This window comes from Cronobacter dublinensis subsp. dublinensis LMG 23823, from assembly GCF_001277235.1.
In the GTDB taxonomy this organism is placed as follows: Bacteria; Pseudomonadota; Gammaproteobacteria; order Enterobacterales; family Enterobacteriaceae; genus Cronobacter; species Cronobacter dublinensis.
In genome coordinates, this window is record NZ_CP012266.1 from 135,787 (window position 1) to 152,460 (window position 16,674).

Genomic DNA, 16,674 nt, shown 5'->3' on the forward strand with positions numbered 1-16,674 from the left:
TGAAATTTCATGCAACCTGCGACGTGAATTAACTAAAACTGCAAAGTGTTTCTGGCAGAGTACTGGCTGCGCTGTCAGAGCCCTGAAAATAGTGCGTCATTTGCTGCTGTGCTGTGATTTATGGATCATAGCCTGCTGGATCTCCGGCTCTGGTTTGCACCGCACAGACACATAGGGATGGAAGTTATGCTCAACCGAATCACCGTTCAGCTCCCGGTCGAGGGGCTGCTTTTCTGGAAACTCTCCGGGCGCGAGTCGCTGTCGGAGCCGTTCATGTTCACCCTGACGCTGCTCGGCACGGATGCGCGCGCCGAGCGCAGCGCGCTGCTGGGCCAGCCGGTGACGGTGACCATCCCGACGCAGGCGCTGATGACGCCGCGCTACCTCAACGGCAAGGTGACCCGCGTGGCGGTGACCGCCGTGGAGATGTCGGGCACCCGCTACGCGGCGTACGAGCTGACGGTGGAGCCGGACCTGTGGCCGATGCAGCGCGACCGCAACCTGCGTATTTTCCAGGGCCAGACGGTGCCGCAGATAGTGAAGACGCTGCTGGGCGAGAGCCGGGTGAACGTCGAGGAGCGGCTGTCGGGCAGTTACCGGGTGTGGGAGTACTGCGTGCAGTACCAGGAGAGCAGTCTCGACTTCATGAGCCGCCTGCTGGAGCTGGAGGGCATCACCTACCACTTCCGCCACGAGCAGGACCGCCACACGCTGATTCTCACCGACGCCCCCGGCCAGTACGAGCCGTTCCCGGGCTACGAGACGATTCCGTACCACGTGACGCCGTCGGGCGGCACCACGGATGAAGAGGGCATCAGCCAGTGGGCGCTGGAAGACAGCGTGACGCCGGGCATCTACAGCCTGGACGACTACGACTTCCGCAAGCCGAACGCGTGGCTGTTCCAGGCGCGGCAGAACCCGAAATCGCCGCAGCCGGGAAGCATCGACGTCTACGACTGGCCGGGCCGGTTTGTGGAGCACGGCCACGGTGAGTTCTACGCCCGCATCCGTCAGGAGCGGTGGCAGGTGGAGCACCGCCAGACCCAGGGCAGCGGGACGGCGCTGGGCATCGCGCCGGGGCACACCTTTGTGCTGCGCAACGCCCCGTTCTTCGGCGACAACGGCGAGTACCTCACTACGGTCGCTCACTACCACTTCGAGGAAAACCGCTACGCGAGTGGCGCAGACAGCAACACCATCCACGAGACGCGCTTTGAGGTGATACCGGCGGACGTGCCGTACCGCCCGTCGCAGAAGACGCCGTGGCCGCGCACGTACGGCCCGCAGACGGCGAAGGTGGTGGGCCCGCAGGGGGAGAGCATCTGGACGGACAAATACGGTCGCGTGAAGGTGAAGTTCCACTGGGACCGTCTGTCGAAGGGCGACGACACCAGCTCGGGCTGGGTGCGCGTGTCGAGCGCGTGGGCGGGCCAGGGCTTTGGTGGCGTGCAGATACCGCGCGTGGGTGATGAAGTGGTGGTGGACTTCATCAACGGCGACCCGGACCGCCCGCTGATAACGGGGCGGGTGTATAACGAGGCGAGCATGCCGCCGTGGGCGCTGCCGGCGGCGGCGACGCAGATGGGCTTCTTGAGCCGGTCGAAGGACGGCTCGCCGGACAACGCCAACGCCCTGCGCTTTGAGGATAAAGCCGGCGAGGAGCAGGTATGGCTCCAGGCCGAGCGCAACCTCGATACGAAAGTGAAAAAAGATGAGACCCACAGCGTGGGCGGTTCACAGGTGCTGGCCATCAAGCAGGATTACACCGGTAAGGTGGAAGGCAAACACGAACACGCCATCCAGATGACGCGCAACGAACTGGTGGGCGCGCAGTACGACATCAAAGGCCAGGGCATGGTGACCATCTCCTCCGCGACCGGCATCCGCCTGGTGACGGGCGATTCCATACTGGAGATGGGCGCGAACGGCCAGGTAAACCTTTACTGTACCAAGTTTGCGATCAACGCCAGCGGTACGGGGCAAATCAACACCGGCGGCACGCTCGATCTGAACCTCAAGGATCCAGACAAAGCGTCAAACGTCGCGCCGACGCCCGCTGACATTCAGAACGAAGTGGCAAAAACATTTACATCCGACGGAGAAGGGCAGGCATGAGCGACGTGAAATATACGCTATCAGAAGGGACGCTGACGCTGCCGGAAGCCGTACAGGATCGCAGCATGACAATATTGTCACTGCCGAAAGCGGGCGCGTCGCTGGTGCTGACCCGCGCATGGGACGTGAAGCCTGGTGACGAAGAGGCGTACCTGAAAAGCCAGGTCGCCAAAATCAAACGCGACATGAAGAAGTTTACCGGCGGTGAGGCGCAGGACACCCAGGTCGGTGGTCGGCCCGCGCAGGAAGTCGCGTTGCGTTTTGAAAACCACGGCGTGACGGTTCATGAACAGCTGGCGACCACGATGCTGGATGACCATCTGCTGGTGATGGCCATGAGCCGCACCGCGCCGTTTGATGAAGATGCGCTGGCGTTATGGGAATCCATTAAAGCGGGTCTGGAGTTTACGCCTGGGGAAGGAGCATAAGCGTGTCCGAACCGTTAGCTGCCCGTTACCAGGACCCGCTCATCCACAGCTCTCTGCTCGCCGATGTTGTCAGCGGTGCGGTCGAAGGGGCCATCTGTCTTGCCGCCTTAACGGCGGGTATGGCGATGATGACGACCGGGCTTGGCACGTTCGCGGGCGTTGCATTGATTGCCGTTGTCTTCGGCAGTGGCGTCGCGGAAGACGCAGGCGATCTGGTCGGCCAGGGTGTCGATGCCGTGCTGGATTTCTTCGGCTGGCGTGGACCGCCGGATGCCATTATCACGAGTGGCTCGCACAACGTTCATATCATGGATCTCCCTGCCGCCCGTGCGGCGGGCACGGTCGATCATGATTATCTCAATACGCCTATCCCGGAAGAGAGCTTTCCCGATAAGGCGAAAGCGTTCGCGATAAACACGGCGGTGACCATTCTCGAAGTGGCGCAGTTTACGCTGCACCCGCTTGATAATCTGGCGGCGGGCGCCAACGCGATTGCCAGCAGCGGCTGGCAGGGCGTGAAAAATTTTGCGGGCAGCGTCTGGGATAACTTAACCCAGCCGGTCGTGGCGGGGGCCAGCCCTTTTGCTAAAGAAGCGCCGCTGGATACCGTTGAGTGTACCAAAGGCCATACGGTCACCGGCGGTAACTTCCTGGCGGAAGGCTCGAAAAAAGTGCTGATCAACGGTCAGCCCGCGTGCCGTGACGGCGATCGCAGCACCTGCGAAGCAAAGATAAAAGTTAAAGAGAACACGCGCGTGCGCATCGGCGGCGAGAGCATTGTGGTGCGCGATATCCGCAGCGGTAAAAATTTCTGGGCGCGGCTTATTGGTAACGCCATCGGCAGCCTCGGGCCGGGAATTATTCGCAACCTCAGCGCAGGCTTACTGAAGACGATTTTCAGCCGCCAGATACTCAAAGCGTTTTGCTGTCAGCTCGCCGCCGATCTCGCGATGGGATTAACCACGCTCGGGCTGATCCAGGCCGGGAAAGTCGGCAGTGAAGCGCGCCATACGCAGCACCCTGTCGATATCGCCAGCGGCGCGAAAATCCTCGCGGGCGGCGAAGACCGTGATTTCACGCTGGAAGACCGTATTCCGCTCATCTGGCAGCGCATCTACAACAGCCGTAATCTCGCGACCGGTATGCTCGGCACTGGCTGGCTGCTGCCGTTTGAGACCCGCTTCTTCCGCCTTGAGGACAATACGTTTATCTGGCGCGACATGTCGGGCCGCGACCTGGGCTTTGGCGAGCTGAACCCCGGCGACGTGGTGGATTATCTCGAAGACGGTATCACGCTCTATTACACCGTGACCGGCACGCTGATGCTCCAGATGGCGAACGGCGAATACCATGTCTACGAGCCAGACCCGACGAACCCCGGCGAATGGCGACTGTTTCGCATCTACGATCGTCACGAGAACTGCCAGTACTACAACTGGGACGAGCACGGCAGGCTGGTGCGGATTTCCAGCGACAACGAGGCGCTGGATGTCGAGCTTGCCTATGAGACCGCGCATGGCCGTCTCGCCAGCGTGCATCAGGTTTGCGCGGGCGAGCGCCGCCTGCTGGTGACTTACGGCTATAACGAACACGGCCAGCTAACCGACGTGACCGACGCCGACGGCATCGTCACGCGCCGCTTCGGCTGGGACCGCGCCAGCGACATGATGGGCTGGCACAGCTACTCCACTAACCTCAGCGTGCATTATCAGTGGCAGCCCGCCGCCGATGCGCCCAACTGGCGCGTGTGCAGTTATCAGGTGCTGGATGACCAGGATAACGTGCTGGAGCGCTGGCGCATCGACGCCGACGAGGCGAAACGCTGCGCGACGGTGAGCTGCGACGCGGGCTTCTCAACGCGCCACTGCTGGGATTTCCTCTACCGCATCACCGAGTTCACCGACCGCAACGGCGGCGTGTGGCGCTACGAGTGGGCGGACTACGCCGAACTGCTGAAGGCGGCCACCACGCCGGACGGCAGCCGCTGGGAATACGGCTACGACGAGCACGGCAACCTGACGCAAGTGCGCGACCCGCTCGGCAACAGCACGTTCACCACCTGGCACCCGGTTTTCGCGTTCCCGCTGAAGGAGGTGCTGCCGGACGGCGGCACCTGGCAGTATGAGTACAACGCGCGCGGCGACGTGGTCTCGCTCACCGACCCCAAAGGCGGCGTGACGCGCTTTGAGTGGAACGAGCAGGGCGACCTCGTTAAGCAGACGGACGCGCTGGAGAACACGCACCGTTTCTGGTGGAACGAGCGCGGGCTGCTGGTGCGCGACGAGGACTGCTCGGGCAACCAGAGCCACCGGCTGTACGACGCGGCGGGACGACCGCTGAGCGCGGGCGACGCCGAAGGCAACACCGACCGCTGGACGCTGAGCGCGGCGGGGCGTCTGCAGACCTGGCGGCGGGCGGACGGCCGCGAGACGCACTACGAATATGACAGCGCCGGGCTGCTGTGCGGGCAGGACGACGACGGGCTGCGCGAGCGCAAAGTCACGCGCAACGCGCGCGGGCAGGTGGTGAGCGCCGCCGACCCGGCGGGCCATCTCACGCACCTGCGCTATGACCGCCTGGGCCGCCTGACGACGCTGGTGAACCCGAACCGCGAAAGCTGGCGCTTTGAGTATGACGCCACGGGCCGGCTGACGGGCCAGCGGGATTACGCGGGCCGCCTGACGGAGTACCGCCACGACGCGCTGGGCCAGGTGACGGAGGTGATTCGCCATCCGCTGCCGGGCAGCGGGGAGGCGCCGCTGGTCACCGCGTTTGAATATGACGTGCTGGGGCGCCTGACGGCGCGGGAAACCGCCGACCACCGCACCGAGTACCGTCACGACACGCTGTCGCTGGAAATCCGCCGCGCCACCCGCGCCGAGTGGCGGACAGCGCTGCTGGAAGAGCGCGAACCCGAGTGGGACGCCGTACTGGTCTTCACCCGCAATGCCGCAGGCGAGCTGGTGAGCGAGGAGAACCACGGCGGGAAATTTGAGTACGAGTACGACGCGCTCGGCAACCTCAGCAGCACGCGGTTCCCGGACGGTCGCGAGCTGGCAAGCCTGCGATACGGCACCGGTCACCTGCTGGAGATGCAGCTGCGCCACGGCGGGGCGACGCACACGCTGGCAGCTTACGGTCGCGACCGCCTGCACCGTGAAACGTCCCGCAGCCAGGGCGTGCTCTCGCAGGAAACCCATTACGACACCGCGGGGCGCGTCACCCAGCGCACGGTGCTGGACGCGCGACGCGAACTGGTGTTCGAACGCCGCTATCGCTGGGACCGCACCGACCAGATAGTCCAGCAGATACACACCGACGCGACGCCCGCGACGCCGGGCGAGAAGTACAGCCAGTACCTGTGGGGCTACGACGCGGCCGGTCAGGTCACAAAAGCCGTCGAGCCGCAGAAGGAAGAGCGCTTCTTCTGGGACGCCGCAGGCAACCGCACGGAGGAACACCGCAACCCGGTGTGGCACAACCTGCTGCTGCGTCTCGACGGGCTGAAGCTCGATTACGACGGGTTCGGGCGGCTCACGCGGCGTCAGGATAAAAACGGCGTGGTGCAGCATTTTGCCTATGATGATGAGCAGCGGGTAAAAGAAATACGCTTTGAGGGGAACAGCGAGTTCCGCAAAGTGGAATACCGCTACGACCCGCTGGGGCGCAGGACGCACAAGATTCTGTGGCGCTATAACGACCCGCAGCCGGAAACCATCCGCTTCGACTGGCAGGGACTGCAACTGGCGGGCGAGCAGAGCGACAAGGAACCCGACCACTACGTTCAGTATGTCTATACAGAGGGCAGTTACGAGCCGCTTGCGCGCATCGACAGCGTCTTCGACGACTGCGAAATTTACTGGTACCACACCGAACTCAACGGCCTGCCGGAGCGGGTGACGGACGCCGACGGCCAGACCGTCTGGCGCGGACAGTTCAGTACGTGGGGCAAAACGGAGCGCGAACTCAGCGTGCCGCAGTGGCAGGTGCCGCAGAACTTACGCTTCCAGGGCCAGTATCTCGACCGCGAAAGCGGGCTCCACTACAACCTGTTCCGCTACTACGACCCGGTCGCTGGTCGTTACACCCAGATGGACCCGATTGGGTTAGCGGGCGGGATAAATACCTACAGCTATGTGGGTGATCCGCTGACGTGGGTGGATCCGTGGGGGTTGGCAGGTAATGATATATTTATTCATTATACTGATAAATTCGGCTTTGATCGTATAATGGAAACAGGTGTGATTGAAGCAAACTCTAAAGGGAAAGTTTATATTACTGACATATTGATGTCTCCAGAAGATGCAATGAGGGACATATTTATTAACGATCCTATTCATACTGGGCGTGGCGATTATGCCATTATTTTTAAAGCCGATGCAGAACAAATGAGTAAAATCAGCCAAAGTGCCGAATTGGAGTATATCCATTCTGGTAGGCTAAAAATCGGCGAGATTGTACATGCTGGTAAAAACCCGTATGCAACATTGACTCACTTATCATATGAGCAGAGACTAGGTATGACGCAAGAGCAAATGAAATCGAGAGGAGTAAGGTGTGGCTGAAATTAAAGATAAAATATTAAATTTGGATCAGGGGGAAATAATTGCTTTAAAAAAAGCAATTATGTATTTGAAATTTTCATGTGAAGAAACTGAATCGTTGTTGTTTTCCGGAAGTCCTTCGATCAACTCGGTTTTGGCAAAGTTACTTAGCATTGATGACTTAGGTGAGCAGTCATTAAATTTTTATAATAAAAGTCACCCAGAAAATGAAAAATTTGTTTTGTCAAAGATACAAAAATATGAAAGTGAGTCAGGGCGGAGTCTGAACGAGAGCGTAAAAGAGGAATCTTTTAGAAACTGCCTGTATCCTTTTTCAAAAAAATAGAAAAATCATGCCGGGCATGCTTCGACCCGGCTGCTCATTTTCCAAGCTTTTTCTGCTCATATTGTTTATCTACTTTGAGAGATTTTTTTCTTAAAAAGTAGCATAATATTTTTTTCGATTTATTTTTGTGGCTTGCTTTATTGTTAATATTTTAGGGATCTGTTTTTTTTTGAGGTTATTATGACAAATAACCTTGATAATTATATTCAATTGGCTTTCAATAAATTATATAAGGATTAGCATTTAAAGGTTATGAGATTGATATAATAGCATATTTGTAACTTTGCTATTAGTGGCTGTAATAATCAATAGCGTTATTCTTTATTATTCTATTATTAAATCCTATTAGCAATAAAAGATGAGAAGTTACACGGGCGCAATGTGATGCGCTAGCGTTATAAGCTTTTCCGCCAACTCAGGCTCTGTTTAACTAAAACCAAAAGAGTTGACGATTTAACTATGACATTTGCAAACGCCTAGTGAGTTAGCGAGATTAAAGGCTATACATGTTATTAATTCTACAGATCCTACACGATGTAGTGAAGCATCGTGGCGAAATCGCAACTAATAGATGATTATCATGACCGAAATCTTAAATTTCAACTCGCCGATAGCCGATGAAGCTATTTCTGACTTTGAAAAAAAGGTTGATTTACTTTTACCTGATGATTATAAAGAATTTTTGAAAACCTATAATGGGGGGCAACCAGTCCCGAATGCATTTAGATTTTATGCAGAACGTGATGATGGTTCTTCAGTTGATTGGTTTTTGAGCTTGGGTAAAGAGAAATATAGTAATCTGCAAAAATATTATCAAAATTTTAAGGAAAGGATCCCTGCTGACTTTCTTCCAATAGCACATGATGCTGGTGGTAACCTAATAATTTTGGCTAACAATGAAGAAAATACAGGTATTTATTTTTGGGACCATGAATATGAAGCTGATGAGGGTGAAGTTCCAACTATGGATAACGTATATTTCATTGCTAAAAGCTTTAGTGATTTTTTAAAAAATCTTCATGAAACAGAGCTTTAGTCTTTAATGGTAATGGCTGGCAATATATCTGTGCCAGCCATGTCAGGTCTAGTCAAATAATTCTTACTGTCCACTCTGTTCCATGTGAAAGTAAATTATAAAAGCTTGTCTGTTTTTTATTTAGAGCCTAATCAAGCGCAATGTTATTCACCCATTGAAATATTATAATCATCAGTGGAGATGTTCGTGTTCTTATTAATATAACAAACTCATCGTAGGGTTATCACCAGAAAGTAATACTGGATACGCGACGCGAACTGGTGTTCGAACGCCGCTACCGCTGGGACCGCACCGACCAGATAGTCCAGCAGATACACACCGACGCGACGCCTGCGACGCCGGGCGAAAAGTACAGCCAGTACCTGTGGGGCTACGACGCGGCGGGCCAGGTGACGAAAGCCGTCGAGCCGCAGAAAGAAGAGCGCTTCTTCTGGGACCCGGCGGGCAACCGCACCGAAGAACACCGCAACCCGGTGTGGCACAACCTGCTTCTGCGCCTCGACGGGCTGAAGCTGGATTATGACGGGTTCGGGCGGCTTGTTCAGCGGCGGGACAAGTCTGGCGTTATTCAGCATTTCACCTATGACGATGAACAGCGGGTGAAGGAAATCACCTTCACCGGTCATGCCGAATTCAGAAAGGTGGAATACCGCTACGACCCGCTGGGGCGACGCACGCATAAGGTGCTCTGGCGTTATAACGACCCGCAGCCGGAAACCATCCGCTTCGACTGGCAGGGATTACAGCTCGCCGGTGAGCAGAGCGACAGGGAGCCGGACCACTACGTCCAGTACGTCTATACCGAGGGCAGCTACGAGCCGCTGGCGCGCGTCGACAGCGTCTTCGACGACTGCGACATTTACTGGTACCACACCGAACTCAACGGCCTGCCGGAGCGGGTGACGGACGCCGACGGCCACACCGTCTGGCGCGGGCAGTTCAGCGTCTGGGGCAAAACGGAGCGCGAACTCAGCGTGCCGCAGTGGCAGGTGCCGCAGAACCTGCGCTTCCAGGGCCAGTATCTCGACCGCGAAAGCGGACTGCACTACAACCTGTTCCGTTATTACGACCCTGTGGCAGGTCGTTACACCCAGATGGACCCGATTGGGTTGCTCGGTGGGATTAATACCTACAGCTATGTGGGTGATCCGCTGACGTGGGTGGATCCGTTGGGGTTGAAAGCATGTGGTATTAAATATGGTGAACTGGACAGTTTAGGCCGCCCAACGGGGGTACAAGCGAGATTGAATGCTAGCCATGTAAATACCGGAACACATGCTAATCCTAGTATACAACCACCAGGGTTTATTACAGGTGCTGGGTCTAACCGAGCTAGAGGTCACTTACTGGGTCGCCAATTAGGTGGTTCTGGTGATGATGTCCGGAATCTCATTACTATTCAACAGCGGCCCGCTAATACTCCTGTTATGAGCGGTATAGAAGGTCGTATAAGAAAAGCGTTAGAACAGGGGGAGATCATAGATTTAAACATAACTCCTATATATCATGGCCCATCCAGAATCCCTGCCGGAATTACGATTAAAGCAGAAGGTTCTGGTGGATTCTTTGAGCATGTGACAGTACTCAATCCTCCAGGAATGTAATGATTATGATCAATAAATTAACTCAAATACTACCCCCCCCAGCGTTCCCTTCAGATTCAGGGAAGGGTAAAACTTGGCCATTGATTCCAGGCTCAATAAAATTCCCGTCTGATTATGTTGATTTTATCAATACCTATGGCTCTGGTCGGATAGCAGATTTTATTATTATTTTTAACCCTTTCAGTAATGATGAAAATGTAAATTTCTTTGACCAATATAATTATATTTCAGAAGATCTAGGTTACCTCATCGAATCTGATAGCGATTATTATAAATACAAAATTTATCCGGACGATAACGGACTTATACCAGTAGGAGTAACTGATAATGGGGATTATATATTTTGGGTTGTAACCTCAAAGGAAAACAGTGACCTATGGGGAACTGCTGTTATCCCTTCGAGATCACCAGACGTTGAATATTTCGAATGCAACTTAGTAAGTTTGATAGAGCAAATATTAGATAAAAGCCTTAAAGCGAGTTCTTTACCTGATGGTTTTCCATCCAAATCTCTTATTTTTGAAACTTTATAAGTTATGAATAGATATGCTTTGTAGACTAGATGGCTTATATGATGCCATTGATTTTTAAAATTTCTCATAGATCCGAAATCTCGGCTGTAGGGAATTATTTCGGAACATATTTGATACGCCTCGTGTAACTATCGGAACTAGTCACAGGGATGTGCTGAGTAATACGGCCTATACTACCTTTTTCGCTATTACGGCCAAGCTGTCGGATGTTATACGTCGATTAATCCGTTGGGTTAGCGGGCGGGCTGAATACCTACAGCTATGTGGGTGATCCGCTGGTGTGGGTGGATCCGTTTGGGCTTGCTGTCGATCCATTGGTTAAATTAGAAGAACGTGGCTATAGCGGCGTAGTTAAAACACCTGGTGGAGGGTTAGATTATTCAAATAGCAATGCGCTTTATGATAAAAAGCCGGGTGTGAACCCTATTGTGAAAATAGAGTATTCTGGTGATTATGCAATTGACTTTGAACAGGCTAACTATGAGGCTGGCTTAAATCAAAAAACCACCCCAAGTGGTTATGTCTGGCATCATCTTGATGACTATGATGCTGAAACTAATAAAGGCACAATGCAGCTTGTTGAAAAACCGTCACACCGTGGTATTAATCATAATGGCGGATTGAGTCAGTATAAAGCTGCAACGGGTAAACAATATGCAACTTATTATAGTAGCTTCAGAAATAGGTTTGACGCAAGAAGACTTTGTAGAGGTTGAAAAAAAATTCAACTGGAAATTCCCGAGGGCTTTTAAAGAATTTTATCTCCATCACAACGGAGGGGAACTAGCGGATGAATATGCTGATAATGATTTTTTGCTAAGTGGCTTTATTCCTTTCAAATATGGTTCTGCACCAATAGAAAGAACGTATAAGGATTTGGTTGATGATTTTCCAGCGCTAAAGGAGTTTGTTCCATTTGCTGATGATCAAGGCGGGAATTGTTTTCTGATTTCAATGTGCAAAAAGGACTATGGTAAAGTGTATCTATGGTTAATGGATGAAAAAGAGCTAGCATTCGTTATTGACTCATTTGACATGTTAATTAATGAAATAAAATAATTAATCCAGCCTAGGTATTGCCATTCCTAGGCTTAGCTATATAGCGCATTATAATTAAAGGTGTTACTTATATTTCATCAATATATAATAAAGGTAATTTCGGTTAACTGTACTACAGTCTATTAAACAACTTTCGTTCGGCTAAATACAATGAATTTGAATAAAGCTAATATTTTAGATGTTCTTAAAGAAGAAGTTACTCATTCTGTTTATCCATTAAAAATGGGAGGGCACATCAATTCTGAGGCTTTTAATGATTTAATATTAGTTGCGGAAGAAGCAACGAGATTATTCAGGGATGAAGAGTTGGTCCCGAAGAAGTTATTGTCAGAATTGCATCTTGTTGCGATAGGGATTGATCTGGAAAATGAATTCTACAAAAATGAAGAACTATCTTTAATCTCTAAAAGAATAATGAAATGCTTCAATTTGATACTAGCCGGAAAGTCCGTTGATGATAAAGAGCCAAGTGGGCCAAGGATTATTTAATATGATTGAAGATGTTTATTTTTATAGGGTAAATGAGCCATATGGTGTTTTTTCAAACTTCCATAGCACGGGATTTGATGTCGATGGTATATGGTGGCCTACAGCAGAGCATTATTTTCAGGCACAAAAATTTTATGATGCAAAACTAAAAGAAAAAATTCGTTCATTATCATTTCCCATGGAGGCAGCTAAGGCCGGAAGAAATAGAGAATATCCTTTGCGAGATGATTGGGAGTTTATAAAGGACGATATTATGCGCTTTGCTGTCCTGGAAAAATTTTCTCAGAACATTGACGCGAGGAGGCTATTGTTGTCGACTGGGAATGCGGAGTTAATAGAACACACTAAGAATGATCGATATTGGGCAGATGGTGGTGATGGGACTGGAAAGAATATGCTAGGTAAAATATTAATGGAAACACGGGATTTTTTTAATAAAAAGGCTTTGTGAGGTCGCTCGAAGTATTTTTTTCAAGCGGCCCGTTCTGTGGGGGGGTAATGCCTGAACATATTGATATAAAAGTATTTTACCTCATATGAGCGAATGAGTTACTAATCTTCAGCCGCGACCGCCTGCACCGGGAAATCTCCCGCAGCCAGGCGTGCTCTCACAGGAAACCCATTACGACACCGCAGGGCGCGTCACCCAGCGCACGGTGCTGGACGCCCGCCGGGAGCTGGTGTTCGAACGCCGCTACCGCTGGGACCGCACCGACCAGATAGTCCAGCAGATACACACGGACGCGACGCCCGCGACGCCGGGTGAAAAGTACAGCCAGTACCTGTGGGGCTACGATGCGGCAGGCCAGGTGACAAAGGCCGTCGAGCCGCAGAAGGAAGAGCGCTTCTTCTGGGACGCCGCAGGCAACCGCACCGAAGAACACCGTAACCCGGTGTGGCACAACCTGCTGCTGCGTCTCGACGGGCTGAAGCTGGACTACGACGGGTTCGGGCGGCTTATGCGTCGTCAGGATAAAAACGGCGTGGTGCAGCACTTTGCCTATGACGATGAGCAGCGGGTAAAGGAAATCCGCTTTGAGGGGAACAGCGAGTTCCGCAGGGTGGAATACCGCTACGACCCGCTGGGGCGCAGGACGCACAAGGTGCTGTGGCGTTATAACGACCCGCAGCCGGAAACCATCCGCTTCGACTGGCAGGGGTTACAGCTGGCGGGTGAACAGAGCGACCGCGAGCCGGACCACTACGTCCAGTACGTCTATACCGAGGGCAGCTACGAGCCGCTGGCGCGCGTCGATAGTGTGTATGACGACTGCGAAATTTACTGGTACCACACCGAACTCAACGGCCTGCCGGAGCGGGTAACGGAGGCCGACGGCCAGACCGTCTGGCGCGGACAGTTCAGCACGTGGGGTAAAACGGAGCGCGAACTCAGCGTGCCGCAGTGGCAGGTGCCGCAGAACTTACGCTTCCAGGGCCAGTATCTCGACCGCGAAAGCGGCCTGCACTACAACCTGTTCCGTTATTACGACCCGGTGGCTGGTCGTTACACGCAGATGGACCCGATTGGGTTAGCGGGCGGGATGAATACCTACAGCTATGTGGGCGACCCGCTGGTGTGGGTAGATCCGTTGGGGTTGAATGCGTGCAAACCTGATAGCAGTATAGCTAGAGGTGACAATCCTTACCAAACTCGTGTTGATCCGCGTTTTCCAGAAAGGCCTGATCCGGCATATTCTATTGACACTACAACTTTTAATAGCGGAACCCCCACATCAAAAGGTGGCATAAGAAATAACAAAGAATTCTGGCAACAGTGGAGCGAGTTACAACCTGATTCTTTAAGTAAAAACAATCTGTACAGGATTCAGGAGTTAGGGCTTTCGCCGAAAATCGACGATACTTGGATAAAAGTATTCCCCGAGCATGTCAACTATAAGGGTGATACACTGATTCATCATCATGTGGATTTTGGTCCCTATGCTATACCTGTACCTGGCAAGACGCATGTCGGTAGTGGTGGTGTGTGGCATACTAAATAGTAGGAGATGAAATGTTATTAACAATTCCTGAGATTGAAAAAAAATTACATGAGAAGTTCGATCCGTTTCAAGGTGAAATGGATGATTTAATTCTGAAAAAAAGAACTAGTGCTCTTGCTAACATTACAATATTTGAGGCAAAGCTTAATATTAAAATATGCAATGACTTTCTGTCATTTTTAAAAACCTACGATCTTGATAACTTTTCTCTCGGGAATGTTGCTTTTGGTTCCGGCGATAATTATATCAACACCTTGATTGAACTAAATGAAGACGATGATTTTAATCATTGGTGGGTTGGTAACAAAAGGCCTGAAGGTGTCATTTTAATTGCGATTTCTGACCCCTACAGCATTTTATTAAATAATAACGATAATAAGGTTTATGGTATTACTGGAGAATCCTATCAATATCAGGAAAATGAGATTTCAATAAATTTTGAATTATTTGTAAGAGGGGTCGGCACACTCTTTTTGAAAGAAGGTACTGTTTCAGAGGTTGCCGCTGCAGTTGGTGCCGTAAATCTAGATTTTTGGCAGAGTCTGTAAAATTGCAACTGCCATCATAAAGTATGGCAGTTATAGATTTTTGATATAAAAACATTTTCAAAGGGTTGATGTGTTTTTTTATATTTTTTTGTTTTCACTCTTTTTAAGAAAATTAATCTTTCGGCAATTTTTTTAATAAAGTTGGTGACAATAAATTTGTCTGGGCCAAGACGCCGACGGCCAGACCGTCTGGCGCGGACAGTTCAGCACCTGGGGCAAAACGGAGCGCGAGCTCAGCGTGCCGCAGTGGCAGGTGCCGCAGAACCTGCGATTCCAGGGCCAGTACCTCGACCGCGAAAGCGGCCTGCACTACAACCTGTTCCGCTATTACGACCCGGTGGCTGGTCGTTATACCCAGATGGACCCGATTGGGTTGCTCGGTGGGATTAATACTTACGGATATGTGCCGGACCCATTAATATGGATCGACCCGCTTGGCCTGTGCTTTAGTAAGCGCTTGGGGGATTTTGGCGAATCCCATGCGAAATCTCAGCTCGAAGCGTCGGGTAATTATGCAGATGTTTTTTCGGTGCAAAATAAATCTAATAATGGCATTGATTTAGTCGGTTAGAGGCATGACGGGAAATATGATTTCTTTGAAGTAAAAACAAATACAACTGGGTCGGTCGGAAAATTAAGCGATCGGCAGCTAAGTTCAAAAGATTTCATTAAAACTGTTCTTGGAACAGATGTCCGGAAGGGAGGCTATGACCTTAACGGGTACAGAGTCAATGATATGTTGGATAATATAGGCGACACTTACGTTATTGACGTCTTCGTTGGAAGGGCCGCTAATGGGCGCTGGTTTGTTTCAAAATATTTGATGAGCATTTGGGAGTAACGGAGTCGATAAATGAAGAAATTAATTAAAGAAATTGACGGTATTGTTAATTATGTCACTAAGGAGGAGGGGCAATATTATGAAGATCTTAACGAGAGACTGGCTCGTTATTTGGAGGGCGAAACAGATCTTTCTTATAAGTATTTTGTAAATGAAAAAGTAGGATATCGTGTTGTTCAAGAGGACATAGCTTCTGCACTTTCGAGGAAGTTTGATGAGTTCGCTATATATGCGAAGGATTTCTACGCCAATAAAGACGAAGATAGCTTCAATAAGTTAATTAATATTTATTACGTTCAGCTACTCGCAGTAACATCAGCTCTGTTTATGAAAAAGAGATTGCCTGCGTATCTGGATTCCAATATTAGTTCTTTAGGTTTACTATCTTTTACTTTTTTCACAAAAGAAGATCAGCTTAATGTCATGGAATACCTTGACTTTTTCCTTGAAAATAAAGCAAATGAGGCTAAAAGCAAAAGCAATCCGAATTTGGCTCGCTGTGAGGCAGGACATAGTATTCTCCCGTTATTTGTTATAATTGGTAATGATTTTTTTGGGGTGGAAGAGCATGTTACTTCTTTTGAAGGGCTAGTGGATGGTAGCAGCGTACCACTTAATATAGACCTCAAAAACAACCTCAATGAGGTTTACAGTTTCGCTTATAACAATTTTTTAAGTGATGAACCTGAAGTTGTGAGTAAGGTGTTTACTTCTTTGGGTGATTTTCACGCTGAGAACTGCCGTAAGGATTCCAAAAAGTTTTATGTCTTTGATGCTACGGAATGGCAGTTTTTACCGAGTGAGATTTTATGTTTATTGAAAATAAGAGCAAATGCTGGAAAGGATATTAATTGTATTTCTCATCCGATTATTGATATGTTTAAGCCGTTCATAAAAAAAAGCGAGTTTACCTTAAGTAGTGAAAATATAAAATTTAGAGAGATGATTTATAAGAATCTCCTAGATTAATATTTTCTTTGTTTTATAGCTTTGATTTTCCTTAACCTTACCGCCATTTAAGCCTGCCGCGCGGCAAAAAGCCGCGCCGAGTGGCGCAGCGCGCTGCTGGAAGAGCGCGAACCCGAGTGGGACGCCGTACTCATTTTCACCCGCAATGCGGCGGGCGAGCTG

At 50.9% G+C, this 16,674-nt stretch carries 12 protein-coding genes and 4 pseudogenes; all 16 read left to right on the forward strand.

Annotation, left to right across the window (positions count from 1 at the left end; translation table 11 throughout):
* The first annotated feature begins 186 nt into the window (after window positions 1-186).
* The 16 genes and pseudogenes from AFK67_RS00655 to AFK67_RS00715 all read left to right on the forward strand — a co-directional run bounded on the left by AFK67_RS00655 (window position 187) and on the right by AFK67_RS00715 (window position 16,512).
* On the forward strand, window positions 187-2,115 hold the full coding sequence (locus tag AFK67_RS00655; protein ID WP_053532921.1) for a type VI secretion system Vgr family protein: 1,929 nt from the start codon (window positions 187-189) through the stop codon (window positions 2,113-2,115).
* Window positions 2,112-2,543 (forward strand): DcrB-related protein, encoded by a 432-nt coding sequence (locus AFK67_RS00660; protein ID WP_007668176.1) that lies wholly within the window; start codon window positions 2,112-2,114, stop codon window positions 2,541-2,543. Before AFK67_RS00655 ends, AFK67_RS00660 begins: the two co-directional genes overlap by 4 nt.
* A gap of 2 nt (window positions 2,544-2,545) precedes the next feature.
* Window positions 2,546-7,108: an RHS repeat-associated core domain-containing protein gene (locus tag AFK67_RS00665; protein WP_007718878.1), complete on the forward strand. Its 4,563-nt coding sequence runs from the start codon at window positions 2,546-2,548 to the stop codon at window positions 7,106-7,108.
* Window positions 7,101-7,433, forward strand: coding sequence for a hypothetical protein (locus tag AFK67_RS00670; protein WP_032966992.1), 333 nt, complete (start codon window positions 7,101-7,103; stop codon window positions 7,431-7,433). The genes AFK67_RS00665 and AFK67_RS00670 overlap by 8 nt, the downstream gene beginning before the upstream one ends.
* A 580-nt stretch (window positions 7,434-8,013) precedes the next feature.
* Window positions 8,014-8,469 carry an SMI1/KNR4 family protein gene (locus AFK67_RS00675; protein WP_032966298.1) on the forward strand — a complete coding sequence of 152 codons (456 nt, stop codon included), beginning with the start codon at window positions 8,014-8,016 and terminating at the stop codon, window positions 8,467-8,469.
* A gap of 227 nt (window positions 8,470-8,696) precedes the next feature.
* Window positions 8,697-10,073, forward strand: a pseudogene (locus AFK67_RS00680) (RHS repeat-associated core domain-containing protein); the annotation flags it as partial.
* On the forward strand, window positions 10,073-10,606 hold the full coding sequence (locus AFK67_RS21385) for an SMI1/KNR4 family protein (protein WP_320769042.1): 534 nt from the start codon (window positions 10,073-10,075) through the stop codon (window positions 10,604-10,606). The pseudogene AFK67_RS00680 and the gene AFK67_RS21385, both read left to right, overlap by 1 nt.
* A gap of 263 nt (window positions 10,607-10,869) precedes the next feature.
* A complete protein-coding gene (locus tag AFK67_RS21390) occupies window positions 10,870-11,322 on the forward strand; it encodes an HNH endonuclease signature motif containing protein (protein WP_071602761.1) in 453 nt (150 codons plus the stop codon).
* Complete coding sequence (locus tag AFK67_RS00685) at window positions 11,294-11,665, forward strand: SMI1/KNR4 family protein (RefSeq protein WP_235047928.1); 372 nt, start codon at window positions 11,294-11,296, stop codon at window positions 11,663-11,665. The genes AFK67_RS21390 and AFK67_RS00685 overlap by 29 nt, the downstream gene beginning before the upstream one ends.
* Before the next feature lie 150 nt (window positions 11,666-11,815).
* Window positions 11,816-12,154, forward strand: coding sequence for a hypothetical protein (locus AFK67_RS00690; RefSeq protein ID WP_032966291.1), 339 nt, complete (start codon window positions 11,816-11,818; stop codon window positions 12,152-12,154).
* Window position 12,155: 1 nt separating this feature from the next.
* Entirely contained in the window at window positions 12,156-12,605 is a 450-nt protein-coding gene (locus AFK67_RS00695; RefSeq protein ID WP_081591069.1) for a riboflavin biosynthesis intermediates N-glycosidase, read from the forward strand.
* A 98-nt stretch (window positions 12,606-12,703) separates the two neighbouring features.
* Window positions 12,704-13,761: pseudogene (locus AFK67_RS00700) on the forward strand (RHS repeat-associated core domain-containing protein); the annotation flags it as partial.
* A gap of 90 nt (window positions 13,762-13,851) precedes the next feature.
* Window positions 13,852-14,154, forward strand: a pseudogene (locus AFK67_RS23325) (hypothetical protein); the annotation flags it as partial.
* 11 nt (window positions 14,155-14,165) lie between these two features.
* On the forward strand, window positions 14,166-14,702 hold the full coding sequence (locus AFK67_RS00705; protein WP_038884215.1) for an SMI1/KNR4 family protein: 537 nt from the start codon (window positions 14,166-14,168) through the stop codon (window positions 14,700-14,702).
* A gap of 169 nt (window positions 14,703-14,871) precedes the next feature.
* Window positions 14,872-15,144 (forward strand): annotated as a pseudogene (locus AFK67_RS23600) (RHS repeat-associated core domain-containing protein); the annotation flags it as partial.
* Window positions 15,145-15,555: 411 nt separating this feature from the next.
* Window positions 15,556-16,512, forward strand: coding sequence for a hypothetical protein (locus tag AFK67_RS00715; RefSeq protein ID WP_007710980.1), 957 nt, complete (start codon window positions 15,556-15,558; stop codon window positions 16,510-16,512).
* Window positions 16,513-16,674 lie beyond the last annotated feature (162 nt).

Excerpts from the sequence above, each read along its gene's own strand:
- AFK67_RS00655 (WP_053532921.1), top strand. The coding sequence starts at position 187 with ATGCTCAACCGAATCACCGTTCAGCTCCCGGTCGAGGGGCTGCTTTTC.
- AFK67_RS00705 (WP_038884215.1), top strand. The coding sequence starts at position 14,166 with ATGTTATTAACAATTCCTGAGATTGAAAAAAAATTACATGAGAAGTTC.
- AFK67_RS00690 (WP_032966291.1), top strand. The coding sequence starts at position 11,816 with ATGAATTTGAATAAAGCTAATATTTTAGATGTTCTTAAAGAAGAAGTT.
- AFK67_RS00675 (WP_032966298.1), top strand. The coding sequence starts at position 8,014 with ATGACCGAAATCTTAAATTTCAACTCGCCGATAGCCGATGAAGCTATT.
- AFK67_RS21385 (WP_320769042.1), top strand. The coding sequence starts at position 10,073 with ATGATTATGATCAATAAATTAACTCAAATACTACCCCCCCCAGCGTTC.
- AFK67_RS00695 (WP_081591069.1), top strand. The coding sequence starts at position 12,156 with ATGATTGAAGATGTTTATTTTTATAGGGTAAATGAGCCATATGGTGTT.
- AFK67_RS00715 (WP_007710980.1), top strand. The coding sequence starts at position 15,556 with ATGAAGAAATTAATTAAAGAAATTGACGGTATTGTTAATTATGTCACT.
- AFK67_RS00660 (WP_007668176.1), top strand. The coding sequence starts at position 2,112 with ATGAGCGACGTGAAATATACGCTATCAGAAGGGACGCTGACGCTGCCG.